This window comes from Streptomyces sp. NPDC091280, assembly GCF_044768565.1.
In the GTDB taxonomy this organism is placed as follows: Bacteria; Actinomycetota; Actinomycetes; order Streptomycetales; family Streptomycetaceae; genus Streptomyces.
This window is the reverse complement of sequence record NZ_JBIVUZ010000010.1, coordinates 160,353-175,142: the sequence shown is the minus strand read 5'-3', so window position 1 is coordinate 175,142 and position 14,790 is coordinate 160,353. Positions and strand designations below refer to the sequence as shown.

The window sequence follows — 14,790 nt, the reverse complement described above, 5'->3', positions numbered from 1 at the left end:
TCTCCTCCGACCCCCGGAATGACCGCTTCCATTCGGACTCGACAGGCCGTAACGGGACACACCGATCACCATGGATGTGTAACGAGAGCCTCGGGAGGTCTTCATGGCCGGCGATGCGCACGGTATGACAGGGAATGTGCACGACGCGCAGCCACCGGAGAAGTCCCCGCGGCGGGGCAGCGCCGCCCAGGAACATGTGTCGGGCAACGTCCTCGTCTCCATCGGGGCGCTGCTCCTCGGGCTGCTGCTGGCAGCCCTCGACCAGACCATCGTGTCGACCGCGCTGCCCACGATCGTCAGCGATCTGGGCGGGCTGGAGCATCTGTCGTGGGTGGTCACGGCGTATCTGCTGGCCTCGACCGCCGCGACCCCGCTGTGGGGCAAGCTGGGCGACCAGTACGGCCGGAAACGGCTGTTCCAGATCGCGATCGTGATCTTCCTCGTCGGGTCCGCGCTCTGCGGAGCGGCGCAGAACATGCCCCAGCTGATCGGCTTCAGGGCGTTGCAGGGACTCGGCGGCGGCGGGCTGATCGTGCTGTCGATGGCGATCGTCGGCGATGTCGTTTCGCCGCGCGAACGCGGGCGCTACCAGGGGCTGTTCGGCGCCGTCTTCGGCGCGACGAGTGTCCTCGGGCCGCTGCTCGGCGGGCTGTTCACCGAACACCTCAGCTGGCGCTGGGTCTTCTACGTCAACCTCCCCGTCGGTGTCGTCGCCCTCGCCGTCATCGCGACCGCCCTGCACATCCCGCGCAGGTCCACCCGCCATGTCATCGACTATCTCGGCACCTTCCTCATCGCCGCCGTCGCGACCTGCCTGGTGCTGGTCGCCTCGCTCGGCGGCACGACCTGGGGCTGGGGCTCGCCGCAGATCATCGGGCTCGCGGTGCTCGGGGTGGTCCTCGCCGTGGCGTTCGTGGCCGTGGAACGACGCGCCGCCGAACCCGTCCTCCCGCTCAAGCTGTTCCGCGTCCGCACCTTCTCGCTCGCCGCCGTCATCAGCTTCATCGTCGGCTTCGCGATGTTCGGCGCGATGACCTATCTGCCGACCTTCCTCCAGGTCGTGCAGGGCATCTCGCCGACCATGTCCGGTGTGCACATGCTGCCGATGGTGTTCGGCATGCTGATCTCGTCCACCGCCTCCGGCCAGATCGTCAGCCGCACCGGCCGCTGGAAGGTCTTCCCGATCGCGGGCACCGGTGTCACCGCGCTCGGTCTGTTGCTGCTCCACCAGCTCGACGAGAACAGTTCCACCGGCGAGATGAGTGCCTACTTCTTCGTCTTCGGGCTCGGACTCGGCCTGGTCATGCAGGTGTTGGTGCTCATCGTGCAGAACGCCGTGTCGTACGAGGATCTCGGCGTCGCCACCTCCGGCGCGACCTTCTTCCGGTCCATCGGGGCCTCGTTCGGCGTCGCCATCTTCGGCACGATCTTCGCGAGCCGGCTGGGCGACAAGCTGACGGAGGCGCTTCGGGGCACGTCGCTGCCCGCGGGCGTCACACCGGACGGTCTTGAGTCCGACCCGCGCGGCATCTCCCAACTGCCGGTCGCGGTAAGGCCGGAGGCCCTGCACGCGTACGCGTCCTCGATCACCGACGTCTTCCTGTACGCGGCTCCCGTCGCCCTCGTCGGCTTCGTCCTGGCGTGGTTCCTCAAGGAGGACAAGCTGCGCGGCTCGGTCACGGCACCCGACCTCACCGAGACCCTCGCCAGCAACCCCGTCCAACGTTCCTCCTACGACGAGGTGTGCCGCGCGCTGTCCGTGCTCGGCACCCGGGAGGGGCGCCGCGAGATCTACCGGACGATCACCGCGAAGGCGGGCTACGACCTTCAGCCGGCGGCGAGTTGGCTGCTGCTGCGGATCAGACGGGACGGCTGGGCGGAACCCGGAGTGCTGGCCGAACGCAGCTCCGTGCCCCTGCCGGTCATCCTCGCCGCCGTCCGCCAGATCGAGGGACGGCGGCTCGCGGTGCGCGAAGGCCTGGACCTCCGACTGACCGACCAGGGGCGGGAGACGGCCGAACGGCTCGCGCAGGCACGGGAGGAGTCCCTCGCGCAGACCCTGGGCGACTGGTGGGGGCCGGACCGGCCCACGGATCTGATCCAGCTGGTGCACGAACTCAACGGCGAGCTGTGCGGCTCCGACCGGGAGCAACCGCACAACGGGACGGTCGGCGAGGCGCGTTGATGCCGTGTCGACGCTCTCGCGGGGCGCGTCGACACACCGCCGCCACGGAATCCCCGGAGTCGTGGCCGTCGTTTGAAGGGTGCCTTTGCGGCAACCCGGTACGGGAACCGACCGACTAAGGGAGCCGGTCGGCCAAGAACCGGGAAGGCACTCATGTCCACAGGCGTGATCATCGTTTTGATCGTGATCGTGGTCGGCGTGGTCGCTGCCGCGGCGGCCCTGGCGCTGCGCAACCGAGGCGCGCTCGGCGGCTCGGGACTGAAGCGCCGCTTCGGCCCCGAGTACGACCGGACCGTGGCCCGGCACGACGGCGACACGAAGGCCGCCGAGCGGGAACTCGGCGAGCGCGTCCAACAGCACGGCGCGCTGCGGGAGCAGCCGTTGGAGCCCGCGGCCCGTGAGCAGTACCAGGCCCGCTGGGCCGCCGCCCAGGAGCTCTTCGTCGACTCGCCCCGGCAGGCCGTGACCGACGTGGACGAGTTGCTCGGCGAGGTGGCCGGGGCCCGGGGCTTCCCCGGTGTCGAGGAGTACGAGAAGCAGTTCGACGCGCTGTCCGTGCACCACGCGGACCACGTCCACGGCTACCGACGCGTGCACCGAGTCGTCACCGCGCGTACGAACGGCGCCCCGGAGAGCCAGGCCGGTACCGAGGAGATGCGCGAGGCCATGCTCGAAGCCCGTGCCCTCTTCGACGACCTGATGAGCGCGGACGACAGCGGCGGCAGTGGTCGCGGAGGTACCGGACGCCATGCGTTCGGCTCATTCAACAGGCAAGCAGTGAAGGGAAGTTGAGCCGCATGACCGATGTGACACGACCCAACGGCGACACCGGCGACAGCGACACGGGCGACGAGCGCAAGGGCGCGAGCACGGATACCGGTACGAGTACGGGCACGGGCACGGATCGGCGGGAGCCCACGGTCGTCACGCCGATCCCGCGGCAGAGCGAACGGCAGAGCGAACGGCAGAGCGAGCGGCCGGGCGACCGCCAGGACGGCAAGGGAACACCCCGGCCGGTGCACGCCCCCGAGCCCCCTCCCGCCCCCGTCGCCACCGCGCCCACGACGGGCACGGGCATGGGCACGGGTACGGGCACGGCGATGACCACCGCCGCCGACAAGCGGCACGACCGTCCGGCCGCCACGGACGGCAGCCTGCTGCCGCACGACGAGAGCGACAAGTTCAGCCTGCGCTTGCAGCACGCGGTGACCGGGTTCGTCGACGAGCCCCGTTCCGCCGTGGAGGAGGCCGCGCACGTCCTTGAGGACGTCGCCGACCGGCTCGCGGAGGCCGTCACCAGGCGCCGGGACAACCTGCACAAGTCCTGGGAGTCCGCGGGCCCGGACGACAGCGACACCGAGCAACTCCGGCTCGCCCTGCGGGACTACCGCGAGCTGACGGAACGGCTGCTACACATCTGACCCGCCGGGGCCACCCGCCCCGCCGGCCGCCCGGCGCTCCCGCCACTCCCGTGCGACCTCTTCCACGTCGTACGGCTTCATCCCCAGCGGAGGGCCGGGCGGTGGCTTGAACATCATGTCGCGGATCTTCACGTTGACTTCGGTGATGATCTGCCGTGCGATCCGTTCCGAAGGGGCCGAGTACGCCGCAGCCAGGGCGTCCTCGGCCTCTTTGCGCAGTGCCAGCGTCGGGGGGAGCACGGAGATGCCCTCGCGGGCCATCTTCTGCTTGATCCACCACAGTTCGTCGTACGTCGTGTCGGAACCGGAGGGCAACGGCTTCCCCGCGCCCGGGAGTTGGGCGAACTCGCCGTCCCGCTCGGCGTCCCGGATCTGCTTGTCGACCCAGGACTCGAAGGACACACCCGGTGGCTTTCGCTCGGTCATGACTTCATTGTGCCGGACGTGACGCGGCCGGGCGATTTATCATGCGGCGGCTGTGTAAGGACACTTCAAGGGGGAAGCGCACGTGCTCGAACTCACCATGGCCTCGGTCTCCGGGACGGACGAGGGCGCCACGGCCGGCATGCTGATGGCCGAGGCGCCCGACGACCCGGGCGCGGTGCTGCGGGTGGGCCGGGACGAATCGGTGTGCCGGCTGGTGACACCGGACGACTGGCTGTTCATCTCACGGGTCCATCTGGAGTTCCTGTGCGGACCAGAGGGCACCTGGCAGGTGAGCTGGTTGCGCGGCTCCCAGTCCGACCCGTCCTCCGAAGTGCGGCTGATCGTCGGGGAGTACGCCCAGACCGTCGGCTACGGCGGGAGCGTGCCGTTGCCCCGCGGTGGCAGCGGCGAGATCGTCATCAAGGACCGGACCGGACCGCGCAGCGTCAACGTCGGCTTCTACCACGAGAGTTGAGGCAGCAAGAGAGCCGAGGCAGACGGACAGGCGAGGAGGAGACGAGGAGACGGGAGAACGGCTCTCAGTCGATGACGCGGGCCAGCGCGAAGCCGTCGTAGCCCTTCTCGCCCACCGTCTGGATCGCGGTGCCGGTGAGGCGCGGGTGGGAGCCGATGAGTTCGATGGCCGCGCGGGTGCCCAGGACGTCCGGGTCGGTGCTGGCCGGGTCGGCGACCCGGCCGCCGCGGACCACGTTGTCGATGATGATCAGGCTGCCCGGGCGGGTGAGCTTGAGGGCCCACTCCACGTAGTGCGGGTTGTTGGCCTTGTCGGCGTCGATGAAGACCAGGTCGAAGGGGGCCGCGTGCTCGTCGGCGAGCGCGGCCAGTGAGTCCAGGGCGGACCCCACGCGGATCTCGACGAGCTTGTCGAGGCCCGCGCGGGCGATGTTGCGGGCGGCGACCTCGGCGTGCTTGGGGCTGTACTCCAGGGTGACCAGGCGGCCGTCGGCGGGCAGCGCGCGGGCCAGCAGGATCGTGCTGTAGCCGCCGAGCGTGCCGATCTCCAGGATGCGGGCGGCGCCCTGGACGGCGGCGAGGAGGTGCAGCAGCTTGCCCGCGGCGGCGGACACCGCGATCTGCGGCAGACCCGCGGCGTCGCTGTCGCGCAGGGCCGCCTCCAGGACCTCGTCGTGCGGCGCGAGGTGGCCGGTCAGGTAGTCGTCGACGTCGTTCCACACTTGCGACTGGCTCATGTGCCGGTGCCTTTCGTGAATCCGGTGACCGTGGATCCTGTGATCGTGAATCCGTTGATCGTGAATCCGGTGAGAATCGTTGCGACCCGTTCGTGTGCGTTCGTGTGCGATCCCTCACTCTACGGATGCGCCGTTGTCCGCCGTGCCCAGGCAACCCGGGGCCGACTATCGTCATCCGGACAAAAGGAGGGCGGCCGACAGGTGAAGAGGGGGTTGCCTGCGTCCCTCCCGCAGGGGGTGCGAACCTCATAGGGTTCGCAGAGGGAACAGCCACGCGTGCGACGCGTGGGACGAGCGGGGCGGGAGGCCTACGAGGCGTGGCGAACGTGGAGCACAGCGGGCGACCGGCGGGAGCCGTGGGAGCTTTCGGGTCGACGGCCGGCGGCACGGCCAGGGCACGGCTGCGCGCGGCGCGGCTGGTCCTGTGGCTGGTGGCCGCGGTCCTGGCCGTACGACAGGTGGCCGTGGTCCTCAGCACGCCGCGCGGGGACCGGCTGACCGACCTGGAGACCTGGGTCGGTCCGAACGGCGTGCTGCATGTGAAGGGCTCGCTGTACGACTCGACGCAGTTCACCGGCACCCCCTTCGCCGGGCTCGTCCTCAAGCCGCTCACCCGGGCCGCCGAGCAGGCCCTCGGCTGGGGCTGGACCTTCGGCACGCTGCTGCTGGTCGTCGCGCTCGGCCTGGTCGTCTCCCGGGCGCTGCCGCAGCCCGTCACCCGCCGTGCCTCGCTGCTCGCCGCGCCTGTAGCGATCAGCCTGCTGATGCTGTCGCTGCCGGTGCGCAACACGCTCTGGCTCGGCCAGACCAGCATCATCCCGGTCCTGCTCGTGCTGCTCGCCTGCTTCACGGTGCGCGGCGAGCGGGCCAGCGGTGTGCTGATCGGGCTGGCCGCCGCGCTCCAGCCGACGGTGCTGCTGTTCGCGCCGCTGCTGTGGTTCACCGACCGGCGGCGGGCCGCGGTGACCTCCGCGCTGACGTTCGCCGCGAGCGTGCTGGTCGCCTGGGCGGCGATGCCGCACGACTCGTACACCTACTGGGTGCACCACATGGCGGGGGTCGGCCTCGGCGGCAAGGCGGACGACCTCGGCAACCAGTCGTTGCACGGCGCGCTGCTGCGCTTCGACCTGACCGGGCCGCTGGAGATCGGTGTCTTCCTGACGCTGGGCGCGGTCGTCGCCTTCCTGGGGCTGCGCCGGGCCGTGCGCTACGCGCGCGACGGGCAGCTGCTGCTCGCGGTCGCGGTCACCGGCTGCGCGGCCATCGCCGTGTCGCCGACGACCTGGCAGCACCAGCTGCTGTGGGTGCTGCTCGCGGTGGTGGGCCGGGTCGGCAAGCGGGCCTCGGACCGGTACGTGTGGCCGGTGGCGGTGGTCCTCGTCGTCACGCTGCCCGCGAAGATGATGCTGCCGAACATGCCGGCCATGTACCCGGTGCGTGACAACGTCGTCCTGCTCATGGCGCTCGCGGCGGCGACGGTCGTGCCGTTCCTGCCCCGTACGTCGGAGTACTACCGGCGGCCGGTTCCCACGGAGTACGCCGAGCCGGTCCCGGCCCGCTGGAAGCACGTCCCGCTGATCCCGCAGCTGCGCCGCGTCCTGACCCGCCCGAACCTGCTCCTCGAACTGCTCCTCATCCGGGTCACCTACGCCGCCTACCAGCAGGTCCGCCTCGCGGCGACCGGCGGCACGAACTCGGGCGGCCGGGCCACGGCCGAGCACCACGGCCACCAGATCCTCTCGATCGAGCGCTTCCTGCACATCGACATCGAGCACGCGGTCAACCACTGGGTCGTGAAGGTCGACTTCCTGCGGGAGTTCTTCAACTTCTACTACGAGTCGTTCCACTTCGTGGTCCCGCTGAGCGTGATGGCCGTCCTGTACTGGCGCCGCCCGGTCGACTACCGCTGGGCCCGCTCCTCCCTCGGCTTCGCCACCCTCCTCGCCCTGGTCGGCTTCTGGCTCTACCCCCTGGCCCCGCCGCGCCTGCTCCCCGGCCTGGGCATCATCGACACTGTCCACGGCGTCCAGGACTTCTCCAAGCCGGACTACGGCACCCTCACCGCCCTCACCAACCAGTACGCGGCGATGCCGTCCCTGCACTTCGGCTGGTCCCTGTGGTGCGGTGTGGTCATCGCGATCATCGCCCCCAAGTGGTGGATGAAGGCCCTGGGCCTCCTCCACCCCTTCTTCACCGTCTCGGCGATCGTCGCCACCGGCAACCACTGGGTCCTCGACGCGGCCGGCGGCGCGGCGGTCGTAGCGGCGGGCTTTGGCCTGTCGTACGCCTTCCAGGGACCGCGGGCACGGTCGCTACGGCCCCAACAGGCCGCCGTCAGCGCCGAGTCGGAGCTGACTCGGCTCTGATCAGTCCGGCGGTGAACTCGACCGCCTCCTCGGGGTCGTCCGTCAGGAAGAGGCAGATGTTTTCGAGGTGCGGCCAGGCGAGGACGCGGAACTCTCCCCCTGCCGCGGACAGAGCGGGGTAGTGGTCCTCGGCGTCGGTGAACGAGTCGGCGTCCCAGAGAGTCAGTGACCAGGTGGAGAGGCTGGGGTACAGGGCCCGGAGCGTCGGGTTCCCGTACGCGGCCGACAGCATGCGCCACATGTCCGAGGCCGCGTGACCGTCGGGCCGCCGGGAGGGCCTGTGCTCCTCCAGGATGACGTTCCACTCTTCTTCACGGGTTCGCATATGAGGACCGTCCGGAGATGTGGTTCAGGCCGAGCGCTCGGAGGAGCAGGTCCGCCGGGGGTGAGGCGCGAAAGTGTGACACTCGGTGCTGAAGCGTTCCACTGCTGAGAGGGAGGGTCCTCGCCGGCGGGAGCCACCCGGACGGATGGCTCCGCGCGATTACCGGTAGAGGAAGGTCTCTCCCTCACCGGTCCGTCTGAGCCCCATGGCTTCGATGGACCTGTCGCGGTCTGTGCTCCGGTCGAACGCGCGCAGCGCCTCGACGCCGGACGGCGGGAGGAGGCGGGACACCTCGGCGATGAGATCGGTCAGCGGAGTGCCGATCAGCGACGCGCCGTCATGGAGCGCGGCGAGCCCGTACAGATTGTTGCGCGGGTCCTCAAGATGCGCCTCGGCCAGGCCTACGGCGACGAGTCCGCGCCGCAGCGGTTCGGCGGACCGGGACCTGACCGCCACCGACGCCATGCGCTGGCCGTAGGCACTCAGCACCCCTGCGGCCCGTGGGCCCATGTCGAGCGGCTTCGGAGAGCTCATGTACGCGGTGATGAAAGCGTCGACCTCGGCGTCCAGCGCATGCGGAAGCCGGACTCCCAGGTATCCGTTGAACCGTCTCTCCTGGAATCGTGCCGTACTGGTATGCGTGCCACTCATTTCGTGGTCATGTTCTCGGGGCCCTTGTTCCAGTAGCTGCCTGACGTGGGTGTTCCGACGTACACCGTGCCGCGGTGCGACGTCTCAAAGGTATGCCGCCCCTAGCACTCGAACCACACCACCTTCCCGCCCTCCGGCGCCGGTGACACCCCCCACTTGTCGGTCACCGCGTCCAGGATCACCAGCCCGCGCCCGTTCTCCGACTCGGTGTCCAACTCGGCGTGCAGGTCGGGGAGTCGGGGCGAGCTGTCGCTCACCTCCACCCGTACGCCCGCCGTCTGCCGCAGCAGCCGCAGCCCGCAGCGCCGGTCCGGGACATGCCGGACGACGTTGGCGACGAGTTCCGTCACGGCCAGTTCCACGGCGTCCGACAGCTCCGGCATGCCCCACTCCAGCAGGAAGGAGCGGACGATACGGCGGATGTGCCGGGCGGAGTGTTCACCCACGGTGAGGTGCATGAAGTACTGCCGCCGGTCGGGAAAGGGCAGCATGGCGGGGGGAGTTGGTTCATTCACACTACGAGGCTGACGCCCCGCGGCTACCCTCGGCAACGGTACGAATACAACCCGTTCGCGGGTGGACAGTTCCGGACAGTTGTCGGCAGGCAGGGGGCTTCGCGTGCACATCAACACCCTCGATCCAGGGGCGTCGCCGCTGGACTACTACGGCTTCGAACTGCGCCGTTACCGGGAGGCGGCGGGCCTCACGCAGCGGCAGCTCGGCACGATCATCAACTACACAGGGTCGCTGATCGGCCAGATCGAGACGGCGAGGAAGCTCCCCACGCTGGAATTCAGCAGGCGGGTTGATGCCGCGCTCAATACGGGTGGGCTGCTGACCCGGTTGCTGGATCTGGTGCTGCGCAGCCAACTCCCTTCCTGGTTCCAGCAAGTGGCGGAGCTGGAGGCGCGGGCGGCCGAGATCTGCACGTTCCAGGCGCAGATGATCCACGGCCTCTTCCAGACCGAGGCCTACGTCCGTGCCACGCTCGCCACGATGGACGAGACCAACCTCGACGACCGCACCGCCGTACGGTTGGCACGTCAGCGCATTCTGAAGAAGTAGCAGCCGCCGGTGGCGTGGATGATCCTCGGTGAGGCCGCGCTGTACCAGGAGATCGGCGGCCCAGACGTCATGCGCGGTCAACTGGCCCATCTGTTGTCATTCGAGAACAATCCTCGGATCAACATCCAGATCCTGCCGTTCTCGGCCGGAGCGCATGCCGGGCTCACGGGCTCGTTCACCCTGTTCCGCTTCGACAGCGATCCGACCATCGCTTACACCGAGGGCTACGGAAGCGGGCATCCGACCGCCAACCCGGACACCGTCAAGGACTGTTCGCTCCGTTACGATCATCTTCAAGCCGCCGCCCTCTCCGTCCGAGGCTCGGCGGAGCTGATCCGGCGCGTGATGGAGGAACGTTATGGGGAACAACGCGATGCCGACACGGACTCAGTGGCGGAAGTCCAGCTACAGCAGTGATCAGGGCGGCGAGTGCGTAGAGATCGCCGAAACCACCTACCCCCCCACCCTCTCCGTCCGCGACTCCAAGACCCCGGCGGGACCGATCCTCACCCTCGGCCCCGCCGCCTTCGCCGCCTTCGTCAACTGGTCCGCTACGACGGCTGGTTGATGTCGAAGTAGTAGTCGTGGTCCAGGTCGGCCAGTAGGCCGATCCGCGTCGGTGTCCATCCGAACCGCTGTCGCGTGAGCGTGCTCGTGCCGGTGAGGTCGGACGAGACGAAGTGGCCCAGCCAGCCGAAGTGGGTTCCGGCCTGCTCGGGCGGCACGCTGGTCGTCGGGATGTCCAGCCGCTTGCCGATGACTTCGGCGATCTCCCGTAGAGGGATGCCCTCGTCCGCGACCGCGTGCAGGACCGTGCCCGCCGGGGCGTTCTCCAGCGCCAGCCGGTACAGCGGCGCGGCGTCCTCGCGGTGGACGGCGGCCCAGAGGTTGGTGCCGTCGCCGACGTACCCGGAGACGCCCTTGGCGCGGGCGATGCCGATGAGGGCGGGGACGAAGGCGTGGTCGCCCTCGCCGTGCACCTGGGGGAGCCGGATCGCCGAGCCGCGCACGCCCCGGTCCGCCGCCTTCAGGGTCCTCACCTCGGCCGGGAGGCGGACCAGGTCGGGGCGGGCGGCGGGGTCGGGTACCTCGTCCTCGGTGCGGCCGTGGCTCATCACGGACGTGATGACGAGGGGGCGGTCCGAGCCCGCGAGCGTGTCGATCAGGGTCTCGACGGCGCTCAGGTCGAGCGCGACGCACGCGCCGTAGTCCGAGAAGTCGTGGACGAAACCGGTGTGGATCACACCGTCGCAGGCCGACGCGCCGGCGCGGAGCGCGTCGAGGTCGTCCAGCGAACCCCGGTGCACCTCCGCCCCGGTCGCCGCGAGCCGGTCGGCCGACGCGTCGGAGCGGGCCAGGCCCAGCACTCGGTGTCCCGAGTCGAGCAGTTCGCGGACGACCGCGCCGCCGACGAATCCGGTCGCGCCGGTGACGAAAACACGCATGACGACATCACCCCAGGTGGGTCGGGAAGGAGAAGTGGAGTGCCTCCAGCCTGCGCCCGCCCGGGTGCGCCCGTCCAAGACCGACTCCGGAAGACGTGATTCACTTCCGGTATCACGGCAGCTCGTGCGGACGTACAGTCGTCGTATGGCTGATCTGGATCTGCGGCTGGTGCGCTGCTTCACCGTCGTCGCCGAGGAACTGCACTTCGGGCGGGCGGCGGCCGTACTGCATCTCGCGCAGCCGTCCCTCAGTCGTCATGTCCGGCGGCTGGAGGGCGAGTTGGGGGTGCGGCTCTTCGAGCGGAACACGCAGGGCACCCAACTCACCGAGGCGGGGGCGGCGTTCCTGCCGCGTGCCGAGGCGCTGCTGCGGTCGGCGGCGGAGGCGACCGCCGTGGCGCGGGCGGCCGGGGCGCCGAGCCGGATCGTCATCGGGTACATGACCGGGCTCATCGTCACCCCGGCGGTCCGCGCCCTGCGCGCCCGCTGCCCGGACGCCGAGGTGCACCACTCCTTCCTCGGCTGGGGCGAGGTGCCGTCCGCCCTGCTGGAGCACCGGGTGGACGTGATCGTGGGCCGACTCCCGTTCGCCGCCGAGGGGTTGAGCGTGACGGTCCTCTACGAGGAGCCCAGGGTGCTGCTGATTCCGGTCGGGCACAGGTTGGCCGGGAAGGAGTACGTCACCCTCGACGACATCGCGGACGAGCCCGTACCCCGGTTCCCCGACGCGGAGTTCAACGCGTTCTGGCGGGTCGATCCCCGCCCCGACGGGCGGCCCGCGCCGGACGGGCCGCTCATCAAGAACCTGGAGGACAAGCTCGAACTCATCGCCGCGGGCGAGGCGGTGGCGCTCGTTCCGGTGGGTGCCGTCATGAAGGGCCTGCGGCCCGATCTGACCACGGTCCCGCTGGCGGGCGTCGACTCCATTCCGGTCGTCCTGGCCACCCGCGCGGGCGAGGAGGACCGCCGACTGCTCGCGGTCTTCCGCGCCTGTGCCGAGGATCATCTGATCCCCGCTCCCGCCGACCGGTCGGCTACAGCCGCTGGATGATCGTGCCGGTCGCCAGCGCGCCGCCCGCGCACATCGTGATCAGCGCGAACTCCTTGTCCGCGCGCTCCAGTTCGTGCAGGGCGGAGGTGATGAGACGGGCGCCGGTGGCCCCGACCGGATGGCCGAGGGCGATCGCACCGCCGTTCACGTTGACCTTCTCCAGGTCCTGGCCGAAGACCTGCGCCCAGCTCAACACCACCGACGCGAAGGCCTCGTTGATCTCGACGATGTCGATGTCCTTGAGGGTCATGCCGGCCTTGCCGAGCACGGCACGCGTCGCGTCGATCGGCCCGTCGAGGTGGTAGTGGGGGTCCGATCCAACCAGCGCCTGAGCCACTATCCGCGCCCGGGGGCGGAGTTTGAGCGCCCGCGCCATCCGCTTCGACGCCCACAGGATGGCCGAGGCGCCGTCGCTGATCTGCGAGGAGTTGCCCGCCGTGTGGACCGCGGTGGGCATGACCGGCTTCAGCTTCGCCAGCGCCTCCATCGAGGTGTCGCGCAGGCCCTCGTCGCGGTCGACGAGCCGCCACATGCCGAGGCCCGCCCGCTGCTCGTCCTCCGTCGTCGGGACCTGGACGGCGAACGTCTCCTTCTTGAAGCGCTCCTCGGACCAGGCGACGGCCGCCCGCTCCTGCGAGATCAGACCGAGCGAGTCGACGTTCTCGCGGGTCAGGTTCCGTTTGCGGGCGATGCGTTCGGCGGCCTCGAACTGGTTGGGCAGGTCCACGTTCCACTCGTCCGGGAACGGCTTGCCCGGCCCGTGCTTGGACCCCGAGCCCAGCGGCACCCGGGACATCGCCTCGACACCGCAGCTGATCCCGACGTCGATGACGCCCGCCGCGATCAGGTTGGCGGTCATGTGCGAGGCCTGCTGCGAGGAGCCGCACTGGCAGTCGACGGTCGTCGCCGCCGTCTCGTAGGGCAGGCCCATGGTCAGCCAGGCCGTGCGCGCGGGGTTCATGGACTGCTCGCCGGCGTGGGTCACCGTGCCGCCGACGATCTGTTCGACGCAGTCGGCGTGGATGCCGGTGCGGCCGAGGAGTTCACGGTAGGTCTCGCCCAGCAGGTAGGCGGGATGCAGATTGGCGAGCGCGCCGCCGCGCTTGCCGATGGGGGTGCGTACGGCTTCCACGATGACGGGTTCCGCGGCCATGGGACACGTCCTCTCCTCGTCCACCGCGCGGCGCGGGCGTCCCGGCCACCCGCCACGCAGAACTAGTACGCGTTCTAGTTCTGTGTGCAGTCTGCTGACAGCCCATCCACAACCGCAAGTGTCGTGCAGGGAATTCGGGTTGCCGTACCCCTTGCGACTTCTAGAACCCGTTATTACCTTCACGTCATTCCTGATGGACCGTCAGAATCTGACCGTCAGAACCAAGCTGGAGTGTCCATGCCCTGTCCAGCTCTCCCCGACGGGTTCGACTTCACCGACCCGGACCTGCTCCACCACCGCGTGCCCCTGCCGGAGTTCGCCGAGCTGCGCGCGGCCGAACCGGTCCGCTGGATCCCGCAGCCCGCGAACATCGCGGGGTTCCAGGACGAGGGCTACTGGGCCGTCACCCGGCACGCCGACGTCCGGTACGTCTCCACCCACCCGGAGATCTACTCCTCGACCCTCAACACGGCGATCATCCGCTTCAACGAGCACATGGACCGCGACTCGATCGACGCCCAGCGGCTGATCCTGCTCAACATGGACCCGCCCGAACACACCCGGGTCCGGCAGATCGTCCAGCGCGGCTTCACCCCACGGGCGATCCGCGCCCTGGAGGAACGCCTGCGCGACCGGGCCCAGGCCATCGTGGCGGGCGCCCGCGCCCACTCGGGCCCCTTCGACTTCGTCACCGAGGTCGCCTGCGAACTGCCCCTCCAGGCCATCGCCGAACTCATCGGCATCCCGCAGGACGACCGCGTCAAGATCTTCGAGTGGTCCAACAAGATGATCGCCTACGACGATCCCGAGTACGCGATCACGGAACAGGTCGGCGCCGAGTCCGCCGCCGAACTCATCGCGTACGCCATGGGAATGGCCGCCGAGCGCAAGCAGTGCCCGGCCCACGACATCGTCAGCACCCTGGTCGCCGCCGAGGACGAGGGCAACCTGAACTCCGACGAGTTCGGCTTCTTCGTGCTCATGCTGTCGGTCGCCGGGAACGAGACGACGCGCAACGCCATCACCCACGGCATGCACGCGTTCCTCACCCACCCCGAGCAGTGGGAGCTGTACAAGCGCGAACGCCCCTCGACCGCCGCCGAGGAGATCGTCCGCTGGGCCACCCCGGTCAACGCCTTCCAGCGGACGGCGACCCAGGACACCGAACTCGGCGGCAAGCGGATCAAGAAGGGCGACCGCGTCGGCATCTTCTACGCCTCCGCCAACCACGATCCCGAAGTCTTCGAGAACCCCGACGAGTTCGACGTCATGCGCGACCCGAACCCGCATCTGGGCTTCGGCGGCGGGGGCCCGCACTACTGCCTCGGCAAGTCCCTCGCGGTCCTGGAGATCGACCTGATCTTCAACGCCATCGCGGACGCGATGCCCGGCCTGACCCTGACCGGCGACCCGCGGCGGCTGCGCTCGGCGTGGATCAACGGCGTCAAGGAGCTTCAGGTGACGATGGGTTGAGAGACTCGGGCCGGCGGC

15 protein-coding genes and 1 pseudogene are annotated in these 14,790 nt (G+C 69.7%); 9 read left to right on the top strand and 7 right to left on the bottom strand.

Annotated elements, in window-relative coordinates:
• Positions 1–103: 103 nt before the first annotated feature.
• The 3 genes from ACIQPR_RS29295 to ACIQPR_RS29285 all read left to right on the top strand — a co-directional run bounded on the left by ACIQPR_RS29295 (position 104) and on the right by ACIQPR_RS29285 (position 3,606).
• Positions 104–2,185 carry a DHA2 family efflux MFS transporter permease subunit gene (locus ACIQPR_RS29295; protein WP_403654333.1) on the top strand — a complete coding sequence of 694 codons (2,082 nt, stop codon included), beginning with the start codon at positions 104–106 and terminating at the stop codon, positions 2,183–2,185.
• A gap of 153 nt (positions 2,186–2,338) precedes the next feature.
• Complete coding sequence (locus ACIQPR_RS29290; protein ID WP_403654331.1) at positions 2,339–2,977, top strand: hypothetical protein; 639 nt, start codon at positions 2,339–2,341, stop codon at positions 2,975–2,977.
• A gap of 5 nt (positions 2,978–2,982) precedes the next feature.
• Entirely contained in the window at positions 2,983–3,606 is a 624-nt protein-coding gene (locus ACIQPR_RS29285; RefSeq protein ID WP_403654329.1) for a hypothetical protein, read from the top strand.
• Here ACIQPR_RS29285 and ACIQPR_RS29280 read toward each other — a convergent pair.
• Positions 3,595–4,032 (bottom strand): DUF1992 domain-containing protein, encoded by a 438-nt coding sequence (locus tag ACIQPR_RS29280; protein ID WP_403654327.1) that lies wholly within the window; start codon positions 4,030–4,032, stop codon positions 3,595–3,597. The two genes, ACIQPR_RS29285 and ACIQPR_RS29280, sit on opposite strands and share 12 nt — an antisense overlap.
• A gap of 82 nt (positions 4,033–4,114) precedes the next feature.
• Here ACIQPR_RS29280 and ACIQPR_RS29275 point away from each other — a divergent pair, with 82 nt between their 5' ends.
• Complete coding sequence (locus ACIQPR_RS29275) at positions 4,115–4,507, top strand: hypothetical protein (protein ID WP_403654325.1); 393 nt, start codon at positions 4,115–4,117, stop codon at positions 4,505–4,507.
• A gap of 64 nt (positions 4,508–4,571) precedes the next feature.
• On the opposite strand, the gene ACIQPR_RS29270 is transcribed toward ACIQPR_RS29275, so the two are convergent.
• Positions 4,572–5,243, bottom strand: coding sequence for an O-methyltransferase (locus ACIQPR_RS29270; protein WP_403654323.1), 672 nt, complete (start codon positions 5,241–5,243; stop codon positions 4,572–4,574).
• 317 nt (positions 5,244–5,560) lie between these two features.
• Here ACIQPR_RS29270 and ACIQPR_RS29265 point away from each other — a divergent pair, with 317 nt between their 5' ends.
• Entirely contained in the window at positions 5,561–7,609 is a 2,049-nt protein-coding gene (locus ACIQPR_RS29265) for a bifunctional glycosyltransferase 87/phosphatase PAP2 family protein (RefSeq protein WP_403654322.1), read from the top strand.
• Here ACIQPR_RS29265 and ACIQPR_RS29260 read toward each other — a convergent pair.
• The 3 genes from ACIQPR_RS29260 to ACIQPR_RS29250 all read right to left on the bottom strand — a co-directional run bounded on the left by ACIQPR_RS29260 (position 7,578) and on the right by ACIQPR_RS29250 (position 9,076).
• On the bottom strand, positions 7,578–7,934 hold the full coding sequence (locus ACIQPR_RS29260; RefSeq protein ID WP_403654320.1) for a DUF6193 family natural product biosynthesis protein: 357 nt from the start codon (positions 7,932–7,934) through the stop codon (positions 7,578–7,580). The two genes, ACIQPR_RS29265 and ACIQPR_RS29260, sit on opposite strands and share 32 nt — an antisense overlap.
• Before the next feature lie 159 nt (positions 7,935–8,093).
• The gene (locus ACIQPR_RS29255; protein ID WP_403654318.1) at positions 8,094–8,468 is read right to left on the bottom strand and encodes a hypothetical protein; all 375 of its coding nucleotides are present in this window, start codon (positions 8,466–8,468) and stop codon (positions 8,094–8,096) included.
• A gap of 218 nt (positions 8,469–8,686) precedes the next feature.
• On the bottom strand, positions 8,687–9,076 hold the full coding sequence (locus tag ACIQPR_RS29250) for an ATP-binding protein (RefSeq protein WP_403654316.1): 390 nt from the start codon (positions 9,074–9,076) through the stop codon (positions 8,687–8,689).
• A gap of 127 nt (positions 9,077–9,203) precedes the next feature.
• Here ACIQPR_RS29250 and ACIQPR_RS29245 point away from each other — a divergent pair.
• Both ACIQPR_RS29245 and ACIQPR_RS29240 read left to right on the top strand, forming a co-directional pair.
• Positions 9,204–10,067 (top strand): annotated as a pseudogene (locus ACIQPR_RS29245) (helix-turn-helix domain-containing protein).
• The gene (locus tag ACIQPR_RS29240) at positions 10,024–10,218 is read left to right on the top strand and encodes a DUF397 domain-containing protein (protein WP_403654314.1); all 195 of its coding nucleotides are present in this window, start codon (positions 10,024–10,026) and stop codon (positions 10,216–10,218) included. The pseudogene ACIQPR_RS29245 and the gene ACIQPR_RS29240 overlap by 44 nt, the downstream one beginning before the upstream one ends.
• Here ACIQPR_RS29240 and ACIQPR_RS29235 read toward each other — a convergent pair.
• Positions 10,202–11,095, bottom strand: a complete 894-nt coding sequence (locus ACIQPR_RS29235; RefSeq protein WP_403654312.1) for an SDR family oxidoreductase — start codon at positions 11,093–11,095, stop codon at positions 10,202–10,204. The two genes, ACIQPR_RS29240 and ACIQPR_RS29235, sit on opposite strands and share 17 nt — an antisense overlap.
• Positions 11,096–11,240: 145 nt before the next feature.
• Here ACIQPR_RS29235 and ACIQPR_RS29230 point away from each other — a divergent pair, with 145 nt between their 5' ends.
• On the top strand, positions 11,241–12,146 hold the full coding sequence (locus ACIQPR_RS29230) for a LysR family transcriptional regulator (protein WP_403654310.1): 906 nt from the start codon (positions 11,241–11,243) through the stop codon (positions 12,144–12,146).
• Here the strand turns inward: ACIQPR_RS29230 and ACIQPR_RS29225 are convergent.
• A complete protein-coding gene (locus ACIQPR_RS29225; protein ID WP_403654308.1) occupies positions 12,130–13,299 on the bottom strand; it encodes a steroid 3-ketoacyl-CoA thiolase in 1,170 nt (389 codons plus the stop codon). The genes ACIQPR_RS29230 and ACIQPR_RS29225 overlap by 17 nt on opposite strands.
• A 237-nt stretch (positions 13,300–13,536) precedes the next feature.
• Between ACIQPR_RS29225 and ACIQPR_RS29220 the strand changes: the two genes are divergently transcribed.
• Complete coding sequence (locus ACIQPR_RS29220) at positions 13,537–14,772, top strand: cytochrome P450 (RefSeq protein ID WP_403654306.1); 1,236 nt, start codon at positions 13,537–13,539, stop codon at positions 14,770–14,772.
• Positions 14,773–14,790: the final 18 nt, after the last annotated feature.